This is a genomic window from Paenibacillus sp. CMM36 (assembly GCF_053570945.1).
Genome location: NZ_JBSEDY010000006.1, coordinates 87,364 through 105,460 on the forward strand (window position 1 = coordinate 87,364; position 18,097 = coordinate 105,460).

General features: G+C 45.5%; 16 protein-coding genes and 1 pseudogene. 16 read left to right on the forward strand and 1 reads right to left on the reverse strand.

The features are described 5' to 3' along the window. Positions 1-16 precede the first annotated feature (16 nt). The 7 genes and pseudogenes from ACWA2B_RS14240 to ACWA2B_RS14270 all read left to right on the forward strand — a co-directional run bounded on the left by ACWA2B_RS14240 (position 17) and on the right by ACWA2B_RS14270 (position 6,519). Positions 17-765 (forward strand): annotated as a pseudogene (locus ACWA2B_RS14240) (SDR family NAD(P)-dependent oxidoreductase). A gap of 121 nt (positions 766-886) precedes the next feature. Beyond that, entirely contained in the window at positions 887-1,309 is a 423-nt protein-coding gene (locus ACWA2B_RS14245) for a cell wall hydrolase (RefSeq protein ID WP_029517501.1), read from the forward strand. Positions 1,310-1,361: 52 nt separating this feature from the next. After that, complete coding sequence (gene gerQ, locus ACWA2B_RS14250) at positions 1,362-1,817, forward strand: spore coat protein GerQ (protein ID WP_029517502.1); 456 nt, start codon at positions 1,362-1,364, stop codon at positions 1,815-1,817. Positions 1,818-2,205: 388 nt separating this feature from the next. Then, positions 2,206-3,507 (forward strand): hemolysin family protein, encoded by a 1,302-nt coding sequence (locus ACWA2B_RS14255; RefSeq protein ID WP_176715738.1) that lies wholly within the window; start codon positions 2,206-2,208, stop codon positions 3,505-3,507. Between the two features lie 203 nt (positions 3,508-3,710). Next, entirely contained in the window at positions 3,711-4,718 is a 1,008-nt protein-coding gene (gene bioB, locus ACWA2B_RS14260; RefSeq protein ID WP_069011788.1) for a biotin synthase BioB, read from the forward strand. Between the two features lie 36 nt (positions 4,719-4,754). Then, positions 4,755-5,873 (forward strand): glycerol dehydrogenase, encoded by a 1,119-nt coding sequence (locus ACWA2B_RS14265; protein WP_069011790.1) that lies wholly within the window; start codon positions 4,755-4,757, stop codon positions 5,871-5,873. Between the two features lie 154 nt (positions 5,874-6,027). Continuing rightward, a complete protein-coding gene (locus ACWA2B_RS14270; protein WP_029517506.1) occupies positions 6,028-6,519 on the forward strand; it encodes a hypothetical protein in 492 nt (163 codons plus the stop codon). A 73-nt stretch (positions 6,520-6,592) separates the two neighbouring features. Here ACWA2B_RS14270 and ACWA2B_RS14275 read toward each other — a convergent pair whose 3' ends face one another. Further along, the gene (locus ACWA2B_RS14275; protein WP_029517507.1) at positions 6,593-7,825 is read right to left on the reverse strand and encodes an aminopeptidase; all 1,233 of its coding nucleotides are present in this window, start codon (positions 7,823-7,825) and stop codon (positions 6,593-6,595) included. A gap of 162 nt (positions 7,826-7,987) precedes the next feature. Between ACWA2B_RS14275 and ACWA2B_RS14280 the strand changes: the two genes are divergently transcribed. From ACWA2B_RS14280 to ACWA2B_RS14320, 9 genes are all read left to right on the forward strand, one after another. Further along, positions 7,988-8,284, forward strand: a complete 297-nt coding sequence (locus ACWA2B_RS14280; protein WP_023988878.1) for a hypothetical protein — start codon at positions 7,988-7,990, stop codon at positions 8,282-8,284. A gap of 126 nt (positions 8,285-8,410) precedes the next feature. After that, positions 8,411-9,214 (forward strand): MBL fold metallo-hydrolase, encoded by an 804-nt coding sequence (locus ACWA2B_RS14285; protein WP_029517508.1) that lies wholly within the window; start codon positions 8,411-8,413, stop codon positions 9,212-9,214. Positions 9,215-9,350: 136 nt separating this feature from the next. Then, a complete protein-coding gene (locus tag ACWA2B_RS14290; protein WP_013310435.1) occupies positions 9,351-10,370 on the forward strand; it encodes an aldose 1-epimerase in 1,020 nt (339 codons plus the stop codon). A gap of 155 nt (positions 10,371-10,525) precedes the next feature. Next, complete coding sequence (locus ACWA2B_RS14295) at positions 10,526-11,227, forward strand: FadR/GntR family transcriptional regulator (protein WP_029517509.1); 702 nt, start codon at positions 10,526-10,528, stop codon at positions 11,225-11,227. A 96-nt stretch (positions 11,228-11,323) separates the two neighbouring features. Further along, positions 11,324-12,868: a 2-isopropylmalate synthase gene (locus tag ACWA2B_RS14300; protein WP_165146545.1), complete on the forward strand. Its 1,545-nt coding sequence runs from the start codon at positions 11,324-11,326 to the stop codon at positions 12,866-12,868. A 164-nt stretch (positions 12,869-13,032) separates the two neighbouring features. Then, entirely contained in the window at positions 13,033-14,421 is a 1,389-nt protein-coding gene (fumC, locus tag ACWA2B_RS14305; protein WP_449292314.1) for a class II fumarate hydratase, read from the forward strand. A gap of 199 nt (positions 14,422-14,620) precedes the next feature. After that, positions 14,621-16,087: a potassium/proton antiporter gene (locus ACWA2B_RS14310; protein WP_449292315.1), complete on the forward strand. Its 1,467-nt coding sequence runs from the start codon at positions 14,621-14,623 to the stop codon at positions 16,085-16,087. Between the two features lie 221 nt (positions 16,088-16,308). Beyond that, entirely contained in the window at positions 16,309-17,430 is a 1,122-nt protein-coding gene (locus tag ACWA2B_RS14315; RefSeq protein ID WP_029517513.1) for a phosphodiester glycosidase family protein, read from the forward strand. A gap of 246 nt (positions 17,431-17,676) precedes the next feature. After that, on the forward strand, positions 17,677-18,078 hold the full coding sequence (locus tag ACWA2B_RS14320) for a stalk domain-containing protein (protein WP_245231636.1): 402 nt from the start codon (positions 17,677-17,679) through the stop codon (positions 18,076-18,078). Positions 18,079-18,097: the final 19 nt, after the last annotated feature.

An 18,097-nucleotide genomic window follows, 5' to 3' on the forward strand; every position in this document is an offset into this window, starting at 1 on the left:
AGAGGAGGAATGATTCGTGTCATTTGAGGGACAAGTTGTTATTGTAACAGGAGCGGCGCATGGCATTGGGAAAGAGGTCGCTTTTGCCTACGCTGCTCAGGGTGCCCATGTTGTATTTGCGGACTACAATGAGGAAGAGGGTGCCGCAGCCGCTGCAGTAGCCCGGAACGAGGGCTATCAGGCCATTTTTATTCCTTGTGATGTACGGAAGGAAGAAGATATTGTGGCGCTAATCCGTGCCACGGTAGAAGAATACGGCACGATTCATACGCTAATTAACAACGCAGGCGTATCCAAATGGAAATCTCCATATGAGTTAACGCTAGCAGAATGGGATGACATTTTGATACTAACGTACGCAGCTGTTTTATTGCCACTAGGGAAGCAGCTAAGGTGATGAAACGAAACGCAGAAGGTGGCTCTGTGGTCAATATGACCTCTACACGAGCTTTCATGTCAGAGCCGAATACAGAAGCCTACGCGGCATCCAAAGGAGCCATTGTGGCCCTTACGCACGCGATGGCCATATCACTAGGAAAGGACGGGATTCAGGTCAATTGCATCAGTCCAGGGTGGATTGAAACCGGGGATTATGAGCAATTGCGTACAGAAGACCATCAACAGCATCCGTCTGGGCGAGTAGGAATCCCTAAGGACATCGCACGGGCCTGTCTGTATTTGACACAACCCGGCAATGATTTTGTAACTGGTACGAATCTGGTAATAGATGGTGGCATGACGCGTAAAATGATTTACGAGCCGTAGTAAAAGCCTAAATGAGTAGTCCCAATTTTGGGGCTATTTTTTTTGTTTTTCTGGACTGTCACCCATTGGGCATTTGTACCATATGATAGGGTATGTGATGGAGAAGCGAGGAGGGGACGCGTTGGCTGTAATCAAGACCAACTCAGAGGATGTAAGGACACTCGCCCGATTGATGCGGGCAGAGGCCGAAGGAGAAGGAGAGCAGGGGATGCTCATGGTTGGCAATGTCGGAGTAAATAGGATTTTGGGCAATTGTCTGGATTTTCAGGGGATTCGCCTTATGAACGATATGGTGTTTCAAAGTCCAGGCGGATTTGAAGCTACCCAAAAGGGGTACTTTTATCAAAGAGCCCGTGACCGTGACATTCGTCTTGCCCGTCGTGTCATTAATGGGGAAAAAATACGCCCGGCGTCCAATGCATTATGGTTTTTCAGACCGGCAGGAGACTGTCCGAACACCTGGTATAACCAGACCAATACCGGACGTTTTAAAGCCCATTGCTTTTTTAGCCCGTCTGTACAGGATTGTCCTGCCGTCTATTAGAACGCTTCAACATGAGTTTGAATAATTTAAAACCATTTTAGGAGGAATTTACATGATTTCACAGCAAGCTTACCGTCCTGTTTCTTATCCTGCTGGTAGCGGGTATCCCGAATGGCCCAGAGGGATGAATCCGGTCGGAACTATGCAGCCCATCAGCACCTTCCCCCCTCAGGTTAACAGCGGTAGTGCGATGACACCGGCTGGTATGGTGGTACAGAGCCAGACTCCACAATTTGAGCAATCATATATTGAAAACATTTTGCGCTTGAACTTGGGTAAAACAGGTACCTTTTATATGACGTATGAAAATAACCGGGAATGGAATGCGAAAATATTCAAAGGTATTCTGGAAGCAGCGGGTCGTGACCACATTATTATCAGTGATCCGGCTACGGGCAAGCGGACGATTTTGCTGATGGTGAATCTGGACTATGCTACTTTTGATGAGCCATTGTTGTACCAATATCCCGGCGTCATCGGGAATCCGGGTGCATCCCCGGTTCGCTGATGCCTTTATATATATGAGTCTACATCCTCTGCCAGACGGCAGGGGATGTATTTTGTTTATAATCTTTCTCAAATATAGTAGCTTTCTTGGTGGTAAGCGGCGAAAACGAGAGCTTTACGACCTAAATGATAGTGGAGCTGTTTTTTCTGACATTGCTTGTGGTTTGACTGTATAGAGTATAGTTATATAATTAAATATAAGCTGATGAATAATCTAATCATTTATGCGGAATATGGCTTTGGAAGCCGGAAGGAGTGAATGTGTTGGGAAGTTGACGCTGCTTATGATGTGTTATCGTTCTGTCTATGATGAAACTATCCGAAGGAGGTGCGCCTGTCTGCCGTAATGACGGCTGATGGGGAGCATATTGAGTGACCCTTTACCGAGTATGTTTAACTTATTTATTGTTTTTGCATTAGTACTATTGAATGGTTTTTTTGTATCTGCGGAATTTGCCATGGTGAAGGTCAGAGGCAGCCGTATTGAGACTTTGGTGGAGGCGGGCAATAAAAAGGCCGTATACGCCGCCAATATGTTACACAACTTGGACGCTTATTTGTCTGCCTGCCAGTTGGGTATTACACTAGCATCGTTGGGACTAGGATGGATCGGAGAGCCGGCCATCGCACATTTGATCAAACCTGTATTTACAGCCGCTGGATTAGGAGCGGTATATGTGCACGGTACTGCCGTGGTTATTGCATTTATTGTCATTACGATTCTGCATATTGTGTTGGGTGAATTGGCGCCCAAAACGATAGCTATTCGTAAATCTGAGACCATTACGCTGTATTCAGCCATGCTGATGACTTGGTTTTACAAGTTGATGTATCCATTCATATGGGCGTTAAATGGAATGGCGAACAGCCTGCTGCGTTTATTCCGTCTGGAGCCGGTATCCGAAAATGATGATTCCGCGCATACGGGGGATGAAATACGTATTCTGATGAAAGAAAGCAATAAGAGCGGACTAATTGATAATACGGAATTGGCGCTTGTTGATAATATATTTGATTTTACCGACACGACCGCCAGGGAAATCATGATTCCGCGAACTGAGATGATCTGCTTATACAGTAATGAGTCCACAGAAGAAAATCTCGCGATTGCGACGGAAAGCATGAGAACCCGTTATCCAATCTGCGCCGAAGATAAGGACCATATTATCGGCTTTATCCATATTAAGGACCTTCTGCGGGCGAACACACTGGATACCCGTACGATGATTCGACCGATTCTTGCTGTCCCTGAATCTACACAAATTAGTGATCTGCTCAAACGCATGCAGCGTAGCAAGACGCAAATCGCAATTTTGATTGATGAATATGGCGGTACATCGGGTATGGTAACGCTGGAAGATATTATGGAAGAAATCGTTGGTGAAATTCAGGATGAGTTCGATCAGGAACGTCCGAGTTGTGAGCAGATTAATGACGAGGAATTTTCCATTGACGGCATGTTATTAATTGATGAAGTGAACGACCGCTTTGGACTGGATCTTGATCATGAGGATTATGATACGGTAGGGGGTTGGCTATACTCACATGTCGAGGTTATTCCCCCACAGCCTGGCCAGTCTGTAGTGTTTGAGGGATGTATGTTCACGGTAGAAGAGGTTGAAAACAAGCGGATTTCACGTATTCGGCTGATAAAACAGCCTTTCGTCGTGGAAGAAGCAGGAGTCTCATAACGGAATAAATTTGGAGAGCGACCTTGAAAGATGTGGGGTCGCTTTTTAATTTGTCTTCTTTACAGAAAGGACATGAATTGATATGATGTTCGTGTTATTGTCAACCTCATTATAATTTTTAGGTTGACAATAAGAAAAGAATTTCCTCTACGCTGAAAATTTTATCCATTTACATGATCATTAAATTTTGGGAGGCAAGAAGTATGAATTTACAAAACAAGGTTATAGAATGGGGCTCGTTGGCTGAAAAAGCGATACATGGTAGCCATGTTACGCTGGAAGAAGGTATAGCGGTACTGGAAGCCGACGATGAGGAGTTATTACCGATTATGCAAGCTGCATTTCGAGTACGACACCATTTTTACGAAAAAAAAGTAAAGCTCAACATGATCATGAACGCCAAAAGTGGCTTGTGCCCGGAGGATTGCGGTTATTGCTCACAATCTATCGTATCCACGGCGCCTGTGAACAAGTACAGTATGTTGGACAAGGAATCACTGTTGGCTGGAGCTAGGGAAGCAGTAGCACGGAGAGCAGGGACGTATTGCATCGTAGCTTCGGGCAAGGGCCCAACAGATCGGGAGCTGGATCAGGTGATTGAGGCTGTACAAGAAATTACTCACACAATGCCACTCAAAATTTGCGCTTGCTTAGGGATTCTCAAGGGAGATCAGGCACGGCGGTTGGCAGAGGCTGGGGTACATCGATACAATCATAATTTAAATACAAGTAAGGCCAACTATCCCTCGATTACAACCACACATACATACGATCAACGCGTCGAAACTGTGAAAATGGCACAATCTCACGGAATGTCTCCATGCTCTGGCGTTATTATCGGGATGGGGGAAACGAATGAGGAAATCGTTCAAATGGCTTATGCCTTACGGGAGTTGGATGCTGACTCTATTCCGGTTAACTTCTTGAATCCAGTCCCCGGAACCCCATTGGAGGGAGCAAAGCGAATATCACCTATCCAAGCTTTGAAAGTGCTGGCACTGTTCCGATTCATCTGTCCATCCAAAGAAATACGCGTTGCAGGTGGACGAGAGTTGAATTTACGCTCATTACAACCGTTATGCCTGTATGCAGCGAATTCAATTTTTGTTGGAGATTATTTAACGACAGAAGGCCAAGAGGTCACATTTGATCATCAAATGATTGAAGATCTTGGTTTTGAAATTGAGATGTGTGCCTTTTCAGCCGTATAATAGAAATTGTACAAACTTGGAAGGGAGAGTTAAATAATGAGCGAAAAAGTATTTATTAGTCCAGGTAAATATGTGCAAGGGAAAAATGTGATTGATAAAACAGGTGAGTATGTTAAGCCATTAGGCCATACTGCCTTGGTTATTGCGGACAAGCTGGTTTGGGAGATTGCAGCCGACCGCGTGGTAAAAAGTCTGGAACTGGCTGATATTACAGCAGTTAAAATTGAATTTCTAGGGGAAGCCTCCAAAAATGAAGTCAACCGCATTGCGGATCAGGGACGAAGCGCCCAGGTTGATATTGTCATTGGTGTAGGTGGTGGTAAAACGCTGGATACCGCTAAAGCTGTAAATGAACTTCTCGGTTCCTCAGTTGTGATTATTCCAACGACTGCTTCTACAGATGCCCCTACTAGTGCACTATCTGTTTTGTACACCGACGAAGGTGCATTTGATACGTATTCCTTTTTCAGTAAAAATCCGAGCCTGATCCTGGTGGACACAAAAGTCATATCTCAAGCACCGCCTTTGTTCCTCTCCTCAGGCATTGCAGATGCCATGGCGACGTGGGTTGAAGCCCGTGCGGTCATTGAAGCTCGCGCAACGACAATGGCTGGTGGTTTGCCAACCTTGGCGGCAGAAGCCATTGCGTCCAAGTGTGAGGAAGTTCTTTTCGATTACGGACTGCAGGCTTACGAATCCGTGAAACGCAAAGTCGTCACACCTGCGCTTGAAGCGGTAGTGGAGGCGAATACGTTGCTAAGTGGATTGGGCTTTGAAAGCGGCGGTTTGGCAGGCGCACATGCAATTCACAATGGTTTTACCGTTCTGGAAGGAGATATTCATCACCTGACACATGGTCAGAAGGTAGCTTTTGGCACCTTAGTCCAGCTTGCCTTGGAAAAAAGACCTTTGTCCGAGGTGGAGCGGTATATTGACTTTTATCTAAAACTCGATCTGCCTGTCACGCTGGAAGACATTAGGCTACAGGAAACTTCCCGGGAGGATTTGTACCGGGTAGCTCAGGCTGCTACCAAAGAAGGCGAAACTGCTCACAATCTACCATTTGCTGTCACAGCGGATGATGTGCTTGATGCAATTTTAGCGGCTGACCAGTATTCACTTGCCTATAAGGCCAAAATTGGACATAGAAACTAACTCCATACGAAATAAAGTAGATTCAAAGGCCGCTGATCAGCGGCCTTTTTTCCATTATTTAACTTGCGACTTATGTTATGATTTTTATGGTACATAATCAGGAAATGCCGGGAGTATATTTAGGGCTCCCCTAAAATTTGAGAGGAGTTTAGCGATGGCAAAATGGAACGTAGAAGATCAAGGTATTCAATATACTATTGAGTACAAGCGTAGCTTAACTGGCGGGAGAATTATTGTGAATGGAAGCGAGCAGAAGGTTAAAAGCCAGAATGCATTTTTGAACTTGATTGATTTTCCTATTAAATTGAAAGAAAAAGCTGTAAATGTTGTTGTCATTGGCAACAAAGCGGATTTAGCTGTGGACGGTGTATATCTTGGGTCCAATCAACCTTATGTTCCTGTGAGTAAAGTTCCGGGCTGGAGTTGGGCTTTTGTCGTGGTCAGCTTGGTTATAGGATTGCTATTTTCGGGGATTTTCGGTGTGTGTATAGGAATATTGGGCAGCATGTTTTACGTGAAATCATCTTTATCCATGCATCAAACCACCAATCGAAGAGTTGTAAATTGCTTTATTGTCTTTTTCATCATCAGCGTGATACAAATTGTTTTTGGAATTGCAGCGAATTCTTGGATTAACACGTTGTAAAATAGATCAACTTAGCCTAAGGTTGAAGCAAGAAGGCTCTCACGCATGAAGCGGTGAGAGCCTTTTTGCCGTGTTAGATCGCCCAATTTCCTTTACGGAAGATAGGTTCCTCAGTACCGTCCTCAGTAACGCCGTTGATGTCCATTTCACTTGAACCAATCATAAAGTCGACGTGAGTCAGACTGGAATTCAGGCCGTTGGCAGCCAACTGCTCTTGAGTCATATCCTTGCCGCCTTTAAGGTTAAATGCATAAGCATTACCGATGGCCAAGTGGTTAGAGGCATTTTCATCAAACAACGTATTATAGAATAAAATATTTTTATCAGAGATAGGTGACTTGTGAGGCACAAGAGCAACCTCACCCAGGTAGTGTGAGCCTTCATCCATTTCTACGAGATGCTGAAGAGTTTCCAAACCGGTTTCTGCCTGAACATCGACAATACGTCCATTTTCAAAAGTCAGTGAAAAGTTGTCGATGATATTTCCGCTGTAGCTAAGTGGCTTGGTGCTGCTGACCTTACCGTTCACTCCCGTTTTAAGCGGAGCTGTAAACACTTCCTCAGTAGGCATATTGGCTACAAAAGTATGTCCCTGTTGGTTGACGCTTTCAGCCGCTACCCACAGATGATCTTTTGCCAATTCGATGGTGAGATCTGTGCCTGGAGCCAGATAATGCAGCTTTTTATAGCGTTTGGCATTTAAAATATCAGATTTACTGGAAAGGGTTTTCAAATGCTCTTTCCATGCCTCCACGGGGTTATCCAGATCCACACGCACGGTGCTGAAAATGGCATCCCACAGTTTATCCATTTGCTCGGAAGCTGGCAGATCAGGGAATACTTTGGCAGCCCATTCTGCAGAAGGATAAGCAATCAGAGACCAACTGAATTTGTCGGCCATTTGATATTCGCGGTATTGACGTAATTCATGTGACCGCACGCGCTGAGCAGCAGTAATTCGGCTGGACGGAATCCCCTGAAGCAAATCCGGATTTTCTGCAATGACATGCAGTACAGCTGCGCCATTTTCGACCTCTTCAGTCATTTCGGCTGCATACCATTTGGGAGCAATATTAAAAGTTTCATCAGGAGCTAGTTCATACTGTAATCGAGTAATGGTCTCATCACTCCATTTTACTGTAACCAGCTTGGCTCCGGCAGTATACGCTGATTTGACGATAAGTCTCACGAGTTCGGCGGACAAAATTGGTGCATGAACGATGAGTGTCTGCCCAGGATGGACATTGGCGCCGACCCGAACGGCTAACTCGGCATATTTTTGCAATTTTTGTTGAAAATCTGACATGTAACTTTCCTCCATTTCACGAAAAGCCTTAAATAAGGCTTGGGTAACTTGCACAGTTTTTTTGCAAATTCCACACATAGCTTATATATTGTACAATGTAACGAAAAGGTTCACAAATTAGTTTTGGTACTATTTAGTGAAAATGAAAGGGCGGATAGATGAATGACAGAGCAAAATTCACCTCAGGAAGTGAAAGAAGTACATATTCAACAGGCACAAATGACAAGAGATGAGAATGGTGCTTATTTGGGTCAAGTGGTATTTGGAGTAGACGGGCAGAGTTCTGTATATGAAATCACATTCCACAGTAAAAGGGGAAAGGAATGGGATTACAGTCTTCATTTTGCGGGAGAGCCACGGGTGGAGGAAGAGATGCTGCAAATGGATAGCTGGATTGAAGAGAACGATGATTTATTCGACTATTTGCTAGATACGGCATGGAGCAAATTACCCGAGTAATGTAAACATGGTCTATTTTCGTGACAAGCGGATTATATTTAGCAGTGTCCGCATAATCTGCTGACATGGGGGAAGCCTAAAGGTCGATATTAACAGTAAATTCCATGTGAATAGGAGGGTGAAGCTTTGGCAAATCATCTGTTCACCGAAGGAATGACGGCAAATGAAGAGGCTGCTCCCGATCTCCTGAGCTTACGGACGCTGTTTGTAAATATGTGTTTTATTGGGGAGCCAGGAAGCCGTTCCTGGGTGCTGGTGGATACGGGGATGACAGGATTTACAGACTCGATTATACGCCTGGCAGAGGAACGGTTCACTGGCCCTCCGATCGCTATTGTGCTTACACATGGTCATTTTGACCATGTGGGTTCGGTTATTGAGTTGGTACAGCATTGGGGTACACCTGTTTATGCACATCCTTTGGAATTACCTTATTTGACGGGAATGAAGGATTATCAAAAACCTGACCCTAGTGTAGGGGGAGGTTTAATGTCGGGCATTTCCTTCTTATACCCCAATGATGCTATAGATCTCGATGATCGCATCACCTCCCTGCCCCAAGATGGCAGTGTCCCTGGTGCCCCTGGTTGGAAGTGGCTGCATACGCCAGGACATACTCCTGGTCATGTATCGCTTTTTCATGAGCGAAGAAGGTTAATGGTGGCCGGTGACGCTTTTATTACGGTGAAACAGGAATCGGTACTGGCCGTTATTTTACAGGAAAAAGAAATACACGGGCCTCCTGCGTATTTTACAACAGATTGGCAAGCTGCGCAGCGCTCGGTGGAAATGCTGGCCAAGTTAAAGCCTGAGATTGCAGTTACAGGACATGGTCATTACATGCATGGTACTGAGCTGACATATCAGCTGGAGCGACTGGCAGGAGATTTTGAGCACATGGCTGTACCCAAACAAGGACGTTATGTGTAGTCATGTGTGAAGGACGATGCCTTGCGGGGCATCGTTTTTTTGTGGACGTGGAATTTTTTTGCTCAGCATGGTATAGTCAAGCCAAAAGCTAAACGCTTTCATTAAACATCGTCATTTCATCAAGGAGGATTTTTTGATGACACAACAACATGCTGCAATTGGTGATCTTTATTATGGAATACCGGCGATTCGTCTTAAATTTGGACGATATGAAGCGGTTGCCCTGCCGGGAAACGGCGCAAATCTGATTTCTTTTCGTGACAATGAAACGGGATATTCTTTTCTGCGTGAGCCAGATGCTGAGAGCATAGAGGCTTTTAAGCAAAGCCCATCCGTTTACGGAATTCCTTTCCTGTTCCCTCCGAATCGGTATGAGGATGGAAAATTCCTGTGGAATGGTGTTACATATGAGCTGCCGATAAATGAAGAGGCGACCCACAACCATCTGCACGGCTTTTTACACACTGTTCGGTGGGAGGTCGAGGACTACGGTTCCGGGGAGCAGGGCAGCTATGTGGTAATGAATCAGCATGTAAGGGAAGGACATCCCATGTTCCGCTATTTACCCTTCACCTTTACCATGAAATTAACGTACAGTCTGGACGAATTTGGCCTGCATCAGCGTTATGTGATCCATAACGAGGGCGATCAACCGATCCCCAATTTATTTGCCTTTCACACAGCGATTCGCGTTCCGTTCGTACCCGATAGCTCGCCTGAGGACTACAAGATTAAGGTCACAATCGGTGAGCGTCGTGAGCTGACGGAACGGTTGTTGGCCACAGGTCAGTTCCAGCCTTTATCTCCGGAAGAGGAACTGCTGAAGACGACGGGAGTTAGTCCTTATTTTGCCTCTATGGATAATCATTACACGGCAGCTCCGCAAAATGGACGCAACTACATGGAACTGACACACAGTAAGACAGGTGCTACCCTCGTATACGATGTAGGTACAGCTTATAAGCATTGGATGATCTGGAATAACAAAGCGAACAAGGAATTCATCTGTCCTGAGCCGCAAATGAACATGATCAATGCACCGAATCGTCCAGACCTACCAGCGGAGGAGATCGGATTGATAGCACTGGCTCCAGGCCATATTTTTGAAGCAACCAGCCGTTTGTATTGTATTACACCTAATAAATCGAAATCCTAGCATTTAAATTTATCCTTATAGGCCTGTATCGTGTCCAACGGTGCAGGCTTTATTTGGGGTTGTAAAGCACAGGTAAGGGCCAATGGGGAAGGAGGACGAAAAAGGTTGCAGAATGCCAAGCAGTCATAGTATGATACGAAACAGGAGATGATCAGATGAATTTTCCTTTTCAAGCCGTCAAACGCAAGCAAATCGCCGATGAAGTAGCTGAACAGCTGCAACGAAAAATTGCTACTGGTGAATGGGATGTGGGCACTAAGATTCCAACCGAACCTGAGCTCATGAAGCTATTCGGAGTCGGGCGATCTACAGTACGTGAAGCGGTTAGCGTTCTGGTGCATGCCGGTCTATTAGAGAAAAAGCAAGGACACGGAACTTTTGTTTGCCAACCGACAACTTCTCAAGAGCCATTGGATTACCGTCTAAGCCGTGCTGAAATTATTGAGGTTTATGAAGTGCGGAGTGTGTTGGAACTAGAGATTGCCAGATTGGCTGCGTTACGTCGTAAAGACGAGGATCTACGCTTGATGCGTGAGGCGCTGGATCGTCGTGCTGCAACCCTGGCCGCTGGAGATATGAACGGGTATTTGGATGCGGATATCACTTTTCACTTGGCTGTTGCCGGAGCTACACGCAATAAGGTGCTTACAGATGTATATGGCAGCTTTGTAGAGGCCATTCGCAAGGCGTTGAACAATCTCATTACCGATCCGGCGATGCAAAATCATTTTACTGTGCAGCATGAAAAAATATATGAAGCAATCCGGGATCAGGATGGCAAGGCTGCCGAGCTGTATAGTATTCAACATTTGGACGGCACCAAGCTGGAGCTGCAAAAGCATATGGGAAGTTCATAATTTTTTTTACTCTTAAACATCAGATGATCGGATGAATAAAATATTTAAACCTTCTACTTGAGCATCTCCTAAAATCAAACCAAAGGTGGTATCTGTATGCGCAAAATATGGGTGTTGGACACAACGTTAAGAGATGGAGAACAATCACCAGGAGTTAGCTTAACTAGCACGGAAAAGGTGGAAATTGCCCTTCAGCTGCAAAAATTAGGCGTAGATCGGATTGAGACCGGCTTTCCAGCAACCTCGCCTGGTGAGATCACCAGCATGCAGGAGATTGCCAAACAGGTTACCCAAGCGACACTGGTTGGTTTTGCGCGCTCGAAAGAACAGGATATTGATGCGGTCAGAGAGGCGCTACGAGGAGCAGAGGATGCCTGTCTTCATTTGTTTCTGGCTACCTCACCTATTCACCGCCACCATAAGCTTCGAATGGATAAAACGAAAGTATTAGAGACCGCTGCTGCTGCCATTCGTTATGGACGCAAGTATTTCAGCAAGGTAGAATTTTCAGCAGAGGACGCCAGTCGTACCGAACTGGACTTTATTTGTGAGGTCGTAGATATGGCGATTCGTGCTGGTGCGACAGTCGTCAATTTACCGGATACGGTGGGATATGCCTCGCCGGATCAGTTCGGTGAAATGTTTAGAATTGTAAAACAACAAGTGCCCGGTATCGAAAAAATACAACTTAGCACACATTGTCATGATGATCTTGGTATGGCAACAGCTAACACGCTGGCGGCCATCCGTAATGGTGTAGACCAATTTGAAGGTACCATCAATGGCATCGGTGAGCGAGCCGGAAATACACCTATCGAAGAAGTTGCACTGGCCCTTGACACCAGAACCGAGCTTTATGGTGCACAAACGAGTCTGGTTTTGGAGGAACTGTATGCTACCAGTCGCCTAGTGAGCAAACGAACGGGGATGTCGGTGCCAGGAAACAAGGCCATTGTTGGAGCCAATGCGTTTGCTCACGAGTCTGGTATACACCAAGACGGAATGCTTAAAGAGCGTACAACATATGAGATCGTGTCCCCTGAGCGTATTGGTCTGAAGACGAGTAAACTTGTGTTGGGCAAGCACTCGGGTCGACATGCATTTAAAGAAAAACTGGCGGACATGGGGTTTGATGCTTTGACGGAGGAACAGCTGCAAGAGACGTTCCGCAAATTCAAAGCATTGACGGATAAGAAAAAACAGGTGTTGGATGAAGACTTGCTCGTCCTGATGGACGAAAGCCGCAATGCCTCGCCTCAAATGTACACACTGGATTCCATTCAGGTGTCTTATGGTAATCAGTCGGTTCCAGTCGCATCCATTCGGTTGGGTAAACAAGATGGGACAGCAATTGATGAAGTGGCAATGGGTAACGGTTCTGTAGATGCGATTTTCCATGCTATAGACAAGGCCAGTGGTGAAGAGGTGGAGTTGGAGGATTATTCGATCCAATCTGTAACTTATGGCAAAGACGCATTGGGGGAAGTGCACGCCATTTTGAGGCAAGGAGAGTACACAGCTCTGGGAAGAGGCACAAGTACTGATATTTTGGAAGCTAGCGCCAAAGCTTACATCGATGCGCTGAACAAGCTACTGGGCAGAAAAGAAGTACATGCCAAAAGCAATATCACCATTAGTTGATCCTAGTGGTCAGGCTTGTAGACGAATTTTCCTTCTTCCTCCTCTGGCCTCATCGTAAAAAAGCGCTTGCAAAATAAATGATAACATTTGAAATTTAATGTATAATAGGCAAGAGAGATCACCATATTTTGTCTGAATTACATAGGCCAAGAGGAGGAAATGAGTTGAACTACCGCATTGAAAAGGATACGTTGGGCGAAATCAAAGTACCGGCAGACCGTCTGTGGGGAGCGCAAACACAGCGCAGCAAGGAAAATTTCCCGATTGGCTCGGAGAAAATGCCATTAGAGGTCATACAGGCGTTCGCGGTGCTTAAAAAGAGCGCGGCGATCAGTAACTATAAGCTGGGTAAGCTATCACAGGAGAAGCAGGACGCGATTATTTATGCAGCGGACGAGATTCTCGCAGGGCGGGTTGATGACCATTTCCCGTTGGTTGTATGGCAGACAGGGAGCGGAACGCAGTCCAATATGAATGTGAATGAAGTGATTGCTCATCTGGGGAGCCAATGGTTACAAGAGCAGGGAAAGGATATGAAGCTGCATCCCAATGACGATGTTAACATGTCGCAAAGCTCGAATGATACGTTTCCCACGGCGCTTCATGTAGCGGGTGTCATTGCAGTGGAGGACCGTTTGTTGCCTGCCATCGATAAGCTCAAAGAGACTTTTCAACAGAAGTCAGAGCAATTCAAGGATATTATAAAAATTGGACGAACCCATTTACAAGATGCGACACCGCTTACGCTGGGTCAGGAAATAAGTGGTTGGTATGCAATGTTGGACAAGAGCAAGCGAATGATCATCGACACGGTGCAATACATGAAGGAGCTAGCGATTGGCGGTACAGCGGTGGGGACTGGAATTAATGCTCATCCAGAGTTTGGCTCCCGAACCTCAGCGGAAATTTCCAGTTTCACTGGCAAAACGTTCACTTCTGCACCCAATAAATTTCATGCACTGACCAGCCACGATGAAGTGGTGGCCGTACATGGAGCAGTCAAAGCGCTCGCTGCCGATTTGATGAAAATCGCCAATGATGTTCGTTGGCTGGCAAGTGGTCCGCGTAGCGGCTTGGGCGAAATCACGATTCCTGCTAACGAGCCAGGTAGCTCCATCATGCCCGGCAAGGTAAATCCGACCCAGAGTGAAGCACTGACGATGGTCGTTACGCAAGTCATGGGTAATGATGCAGCTATCGGCTTTGCAGCAAGTCAGGGTAATTTTGAACTGAACGTGTTTAAGCCAGTAATCATATACAATTTTTTGCAGTCTGTTCATCTGCTGGCCGATTCCATCATTGCTTTTAATGACAACTGTGCCGTTGGCATTGAGCCTGATCTCACGAAGATTGAGCACAATTTGAATAATTCACTGATGCTGGTGACGGCATTGAATCCACATATCGGATATGAAAATGCCGCTAAAATCGCCAAACTTGCACATGCAGAAGGGCTGTCCCTAAAAGAAGCGGCACTCCGCAGCGGACTGTTGACTGAAGAACAGTTCGATCAATATGTTGTACCTGCGCATATGATTCATCCTAAAGCCTAAAGCACGACGATTGTCTCTGCTTAAGCCTTATAAAAAATATACAAACCAGCTCATGGAGTGCGATTTAGCACAAACCATGAGCTGGATTTTTTATTTTATTATATAATTTTTTGTTTAGAATTAGTATTCTGTGTGATTTGAGGGTATATAGATAAAAGGCGAAAAATTGAACATCTATTTTCAAGATAGGAGAAGCCGTATGGAACAGACAACCGTTATTAATTTTATTGTGCTTTTGCTGTCCGGCTTGCTGCTGGTCGGTGTGCTGACTACCAAATTTTCCAGCCGTTTCGGTATGCCTGCGCTTGTTTTGTTTATTGCCGTAGGCATGGTGCTCAGTCAGTTTATTTATTTTGATAATGCCTTTATCACACAACTAGTTGGCATTCTCGCGCTCATTGTAATCTTGTTTGAAGGCGGGATGCAGACAAAGTTTGCAGATGTTAAGCCAGTTATTCGACCTGCGTTGTCATTATCAACGTTAGGGGTCATCATTACGACTGTAGTCATTGGCGTCTGCGCCAAGTTTATTTTAGGCGTAAGCTGGATGGAATCCATGCTGTTTGGCGCTATTGTTGGTTCGACGGATGCGGCAGCCGTGTTTTCCGTTCTAGGAGGTAAAAACATCAAAAAGCGAATTACCTCGACGCTTGAAGCGGAATCCGGTAGTAATGACCCGATGGCTGTATTTCTCACAGTAACATTGATTGAGCTGATACATCACCCTGAGCAATCCATTTGGATACATATCTTGTTATTTTTATGGGAAATGGGCTTTGGTTTAGCCGTTGGTTTTGTACTCGGACGCTTAGGTGTATATGCCATTAATAAAATGAATTTTGATTCATCCGGTTTGTATCCTGTGATGGCATTGGCATTTGCGGTCTTGACGTATGCGGCGGCGTCGTTACTAGAGGCAAGCGGATTGCTGGCGGTGTATGTCATGGCGATTGTATTGGGAAATTCCGACTTGACCTACAAGCGATCTATTATTCATTTTAACAATGGCTTCGCCTGGATGGTGCAGATTATGATGTTTGTCCTGCTCGGGTTATTGGTCTTTCCCGATCAATTGCTGGGCATTGCGTGGCAAAGCTTGGCGCTCTCCTTCATCCTCATGCTCGTGGCTCGTCCAATAGGCGTGTTCCTAAGCTTGCTTTTTTCCAGGTACTCTGTGCGCGAGAAAACACTGTTATCCTGGGCAGGACTGCGTGGGGCGGTACCTATTGTACTCGCAACCTATCCTTTACTGGATGAGATGGATGTAGGACCTTTGTTTTTTAATGTTGTATTTTTCATCGTGCTCACTTCTGCGATTATTCAAGGTACCACTATTTCGTGGCTAGCGGTGAAGCTTGGCTTGATGGACCCTAACGAGACGTCGTCTCCATCACTGCTGGAATTAGTTTCACTGGGAAAAACTACTTCGGAAATCAACCACATTCAGGTACAAAATGGGATGTCGATAGCGGGCAAAGCGATTCAGGATATACAGTTGCCTGAAGATATTTTATTCACAGCCATCATTCGGAACGAGCAAATTATTGCCCCGAGAGGCACGACGGTGATTGAACCGGGCGATACTTTGTACGTGCTTAGTCCCAAACTCAAGCGACAGCAGATGAAAGAGCTGTTCATGCTGCTCGAACCGGAGGCTGCTCCGTAAATAGGATATCACCCCTATATTTACAGTCCTTCACATTTATGTGAAGGGCTTTTTAATGTATTCTTTTTCAGAGTGGATGAATCTGTTAAAAAATTGACACTATCATTCTACAAAATTAGTTTATGATATTGTCGTTAGATGTCGCAGCCTATCGTTACGGATCATTTGATGGGCAATAGCTTTGAAATACGATAGAAGTCACCAAACAGGAGAGATGATGAATGAAACCGGAAGTCTTGCCACAGCGTGCAGCAGCTCGCAGGCAGAAAAATAAGAAAAAGAAACGAAAAGGAAAATTTGGTCGCTTTATGCTGCGACTTTTTATTGTATTCCTGTTAGCGGGAATTGGGGGTGGTGCATGGTTGTTTTTAACCCCTTCTGGCAAGGACATGCGCTATTTGGCTGCGGACACGCTGATTACGACTCAGCATCGTCACTGGGCGAAATATTTTATCGGCGAAGCAGAAGCGAAGAAACGAGTGGCTGAATATTCAGCCCGGTTCGAAGAGATGGGTGAGGAGAAGGATAGACATACAATCAACTTGCCTGATCTGATACCTACCAAAGTACAGCAAACGCCGTTGGTTGAAGTGGAAGAAGTGTCGGGTCGTAACTATCATGGCTATGTTATGACGGTGCATGACCCCACTAAAATTAGGCTCGGGATTCCTGCTAAAGTCGGCCGGGGAGAACATGTATCTAGCATGGTCGAGCGTTTGGGGGCTGTTGCTGGCGTAAATGGCGGTGGCTTTGCTGACCCCAACTGGAATGGGAATGGTTTTAAACCGATTGGCGTTGTCATTTCCCAGGGTAAGATATACTACAATGATATGGGGAGAAATGCCTCTGTTCAAATCGTAGGTATTGATAAACAGGGGAAAATGATAGCCGGTCACTATTCGTTGTCCGAGTTGTCCAAAATGAATGTGCAAGAAGCGGTTACTTTTCAACCACGTCTAATCGTGAATGGGAAAGGTCTGATTCGCAATGCAAGCGAGGGGTGGGGAATTGCCCCCCGTACCGCAATGGGGCAAAGAGCTGACGGTGCCATTATATTCGTGACCATCGACGGTCGTCAGCCTGGGTACAGCATTGGTGCCAACTTGTATGATATGCAAAATATTTTGCTTAAACATGGAGCAGTTATCGGTGCTAATCTGGATGGAGGTTCTTCAACGGTGCTAGTCAAGGATAATGCCATTGTAAACAAGCCTTCTTCTGAATACGGAGAGCGGTATTTGCCGACTGCGTTTCTCGTATTTGAGCATCCAGAGACCGTTAGTATCCCGAACATATGGGAAGGTTTGAATCCTGGAGACATTGACGCAGCCAAAAAGAGATAGGTCAGGAATGAACAAGTTCATTCAGTGAACGGAGACTGATGATGAAGCTAAAACGAGCAGGATTTCAGCGATTGTTTGTCGCCTTGTTAATGCTATCCTTACTCTTGACCACAATGCATCAGGCGGCTGCCGAAGCTACTAAACAGGGTGCCATAGCGTCTCAATCAACGCAGTTCATAGATATTGTTATAAACGGACAACCTATTGACAGCAAGGCTAAACCTCTATTGATTCGACGGGAAGCTCATGGTTCCGCTTAAATCTTTAGCCGAAGCTGTAGGTGCAACCTACCACTGGGATGTCAAAAAGAAGCAGATTACGCTACAAAAGTGGGCAGAACCCTTGGTTCTTAAGGAGCGGTCACGTAAGAACCAGCAGCAACTTACCTTTGAGGTTGTAAGTGAAGAAGTATATATACCTCTGAGAGATGTTTCGCTTGATTTAGGTTATACGTTGGAGAAGTTCACTACAGGATGGGGAGACAGCAGTACCACTTTCTATGGGCGTATTACTACGGATAAAAAAGAAGAACTGCTGGGTACTACTGGTGATCCGATAACTGGACTCCCGGCTAATACCAAACAAATTATGAAAACCTTCAAGCTGCCGTGGGAATCGCGTACAGATGCCCAGCAGGTGATGGAATAAGTTAAAAGCAGCAATAGCA

Excerpts from the sequence above, each read along its gene's own strand:
- gerQ (WP_029517502.1), top strand. The coding sequence starts at position 1,362 with ATGATTTCACAGCAAGCTTACCGTCCTGTTTCTTATCCTGCTGGTAGC.
- ACWA2B_RS14255 (WP_176715738.1), top strand. The coding sequence starts at position 2,206 with ATGTTTAACTTATTTATTGTTTTTGCATTAGTACTATTGAATGGTTTT.
- bioB (WP_069011788.1), top strand. The coding sequence starts at position 3,711 with ATGAATTTACAAAACAAGGTTATAGAATGGGGCTCGTTGGCTGAAAAA.
- ACWA2B_RS14265 (WP_069011790.1), top strand. The coding sequence starts at position 4,755 with ATGAGCGAAAAAGTATTTATTAGTCCAGGTAAATATGTGCAAGGGAAA.
- ACWA2B_RS14270 (WP_029517506.1), top strand. The coding sequence starts at position 6,028 with ATGGCAAAATGGAACGTAGAAGATCAAGGTATTCAATATACTATTGAG.
- ACWA2B_RS14275 (WP_029517507.1), bottom strand. The coding sequence starts at position 7,825 with ATGTCAGATTTTCAACAAAAATTGCAAAAATATGCCGAGTTAGCCGTT.
- ACWA2B_RS14280 (WP_023988878.1), top strand. The coding sequence starts at position 7,988 with ATGACAGAGCAAAATTCACCTCAGGAAGTGAAAGAAGTACATATTCAA.
- ACWA2B_RS14290 (WP_013310435.1), top strand. The coding sequence starts at position 9,351 with ATGACACAACAACATGCTGCAATTGGTGATCTTTATTATGGAATACCG.
- ACWA2B_RS14295 (WP_029517509.1), top strand. The coding sequence starts at position 10,526 with ATGAATTTTCCTTTTCAAGCCGTCAAACGCAAGCAAATCGCCGATGAA.
- ACWA2B_RS14300 (WP_165146545.1), top strand. The coding sequence starts at position 11,324 with ATGCGCAAAATATGGGTGTTGGACACAACGTTAAGAGATGGAGAACAA.
- ACWA2B_RS14310 (WP_449292315.1), top strand. The coding sequence starts at position 14,621 with ATGGAACAGACAACCGTTATTAATTTTATTGTGCTTTTGCTGTCCGGC.
- ACWA2B_RS14315 (WP_029517513.1), top strand. The coding sequence starts at position 16,309 with ATGAAACCGGAAGTCTTGCCACAGCGTGCAGCAGCTCGCAGGCAGAAA.
- ACWA2B_RS14320 (WP_245231636.1), top strand. The coding sequence starts at position 17,677 with ATGGTTCCGCTTAAATCTTTAGCCGAAGCTGTAGGTGCAACCTACCAC.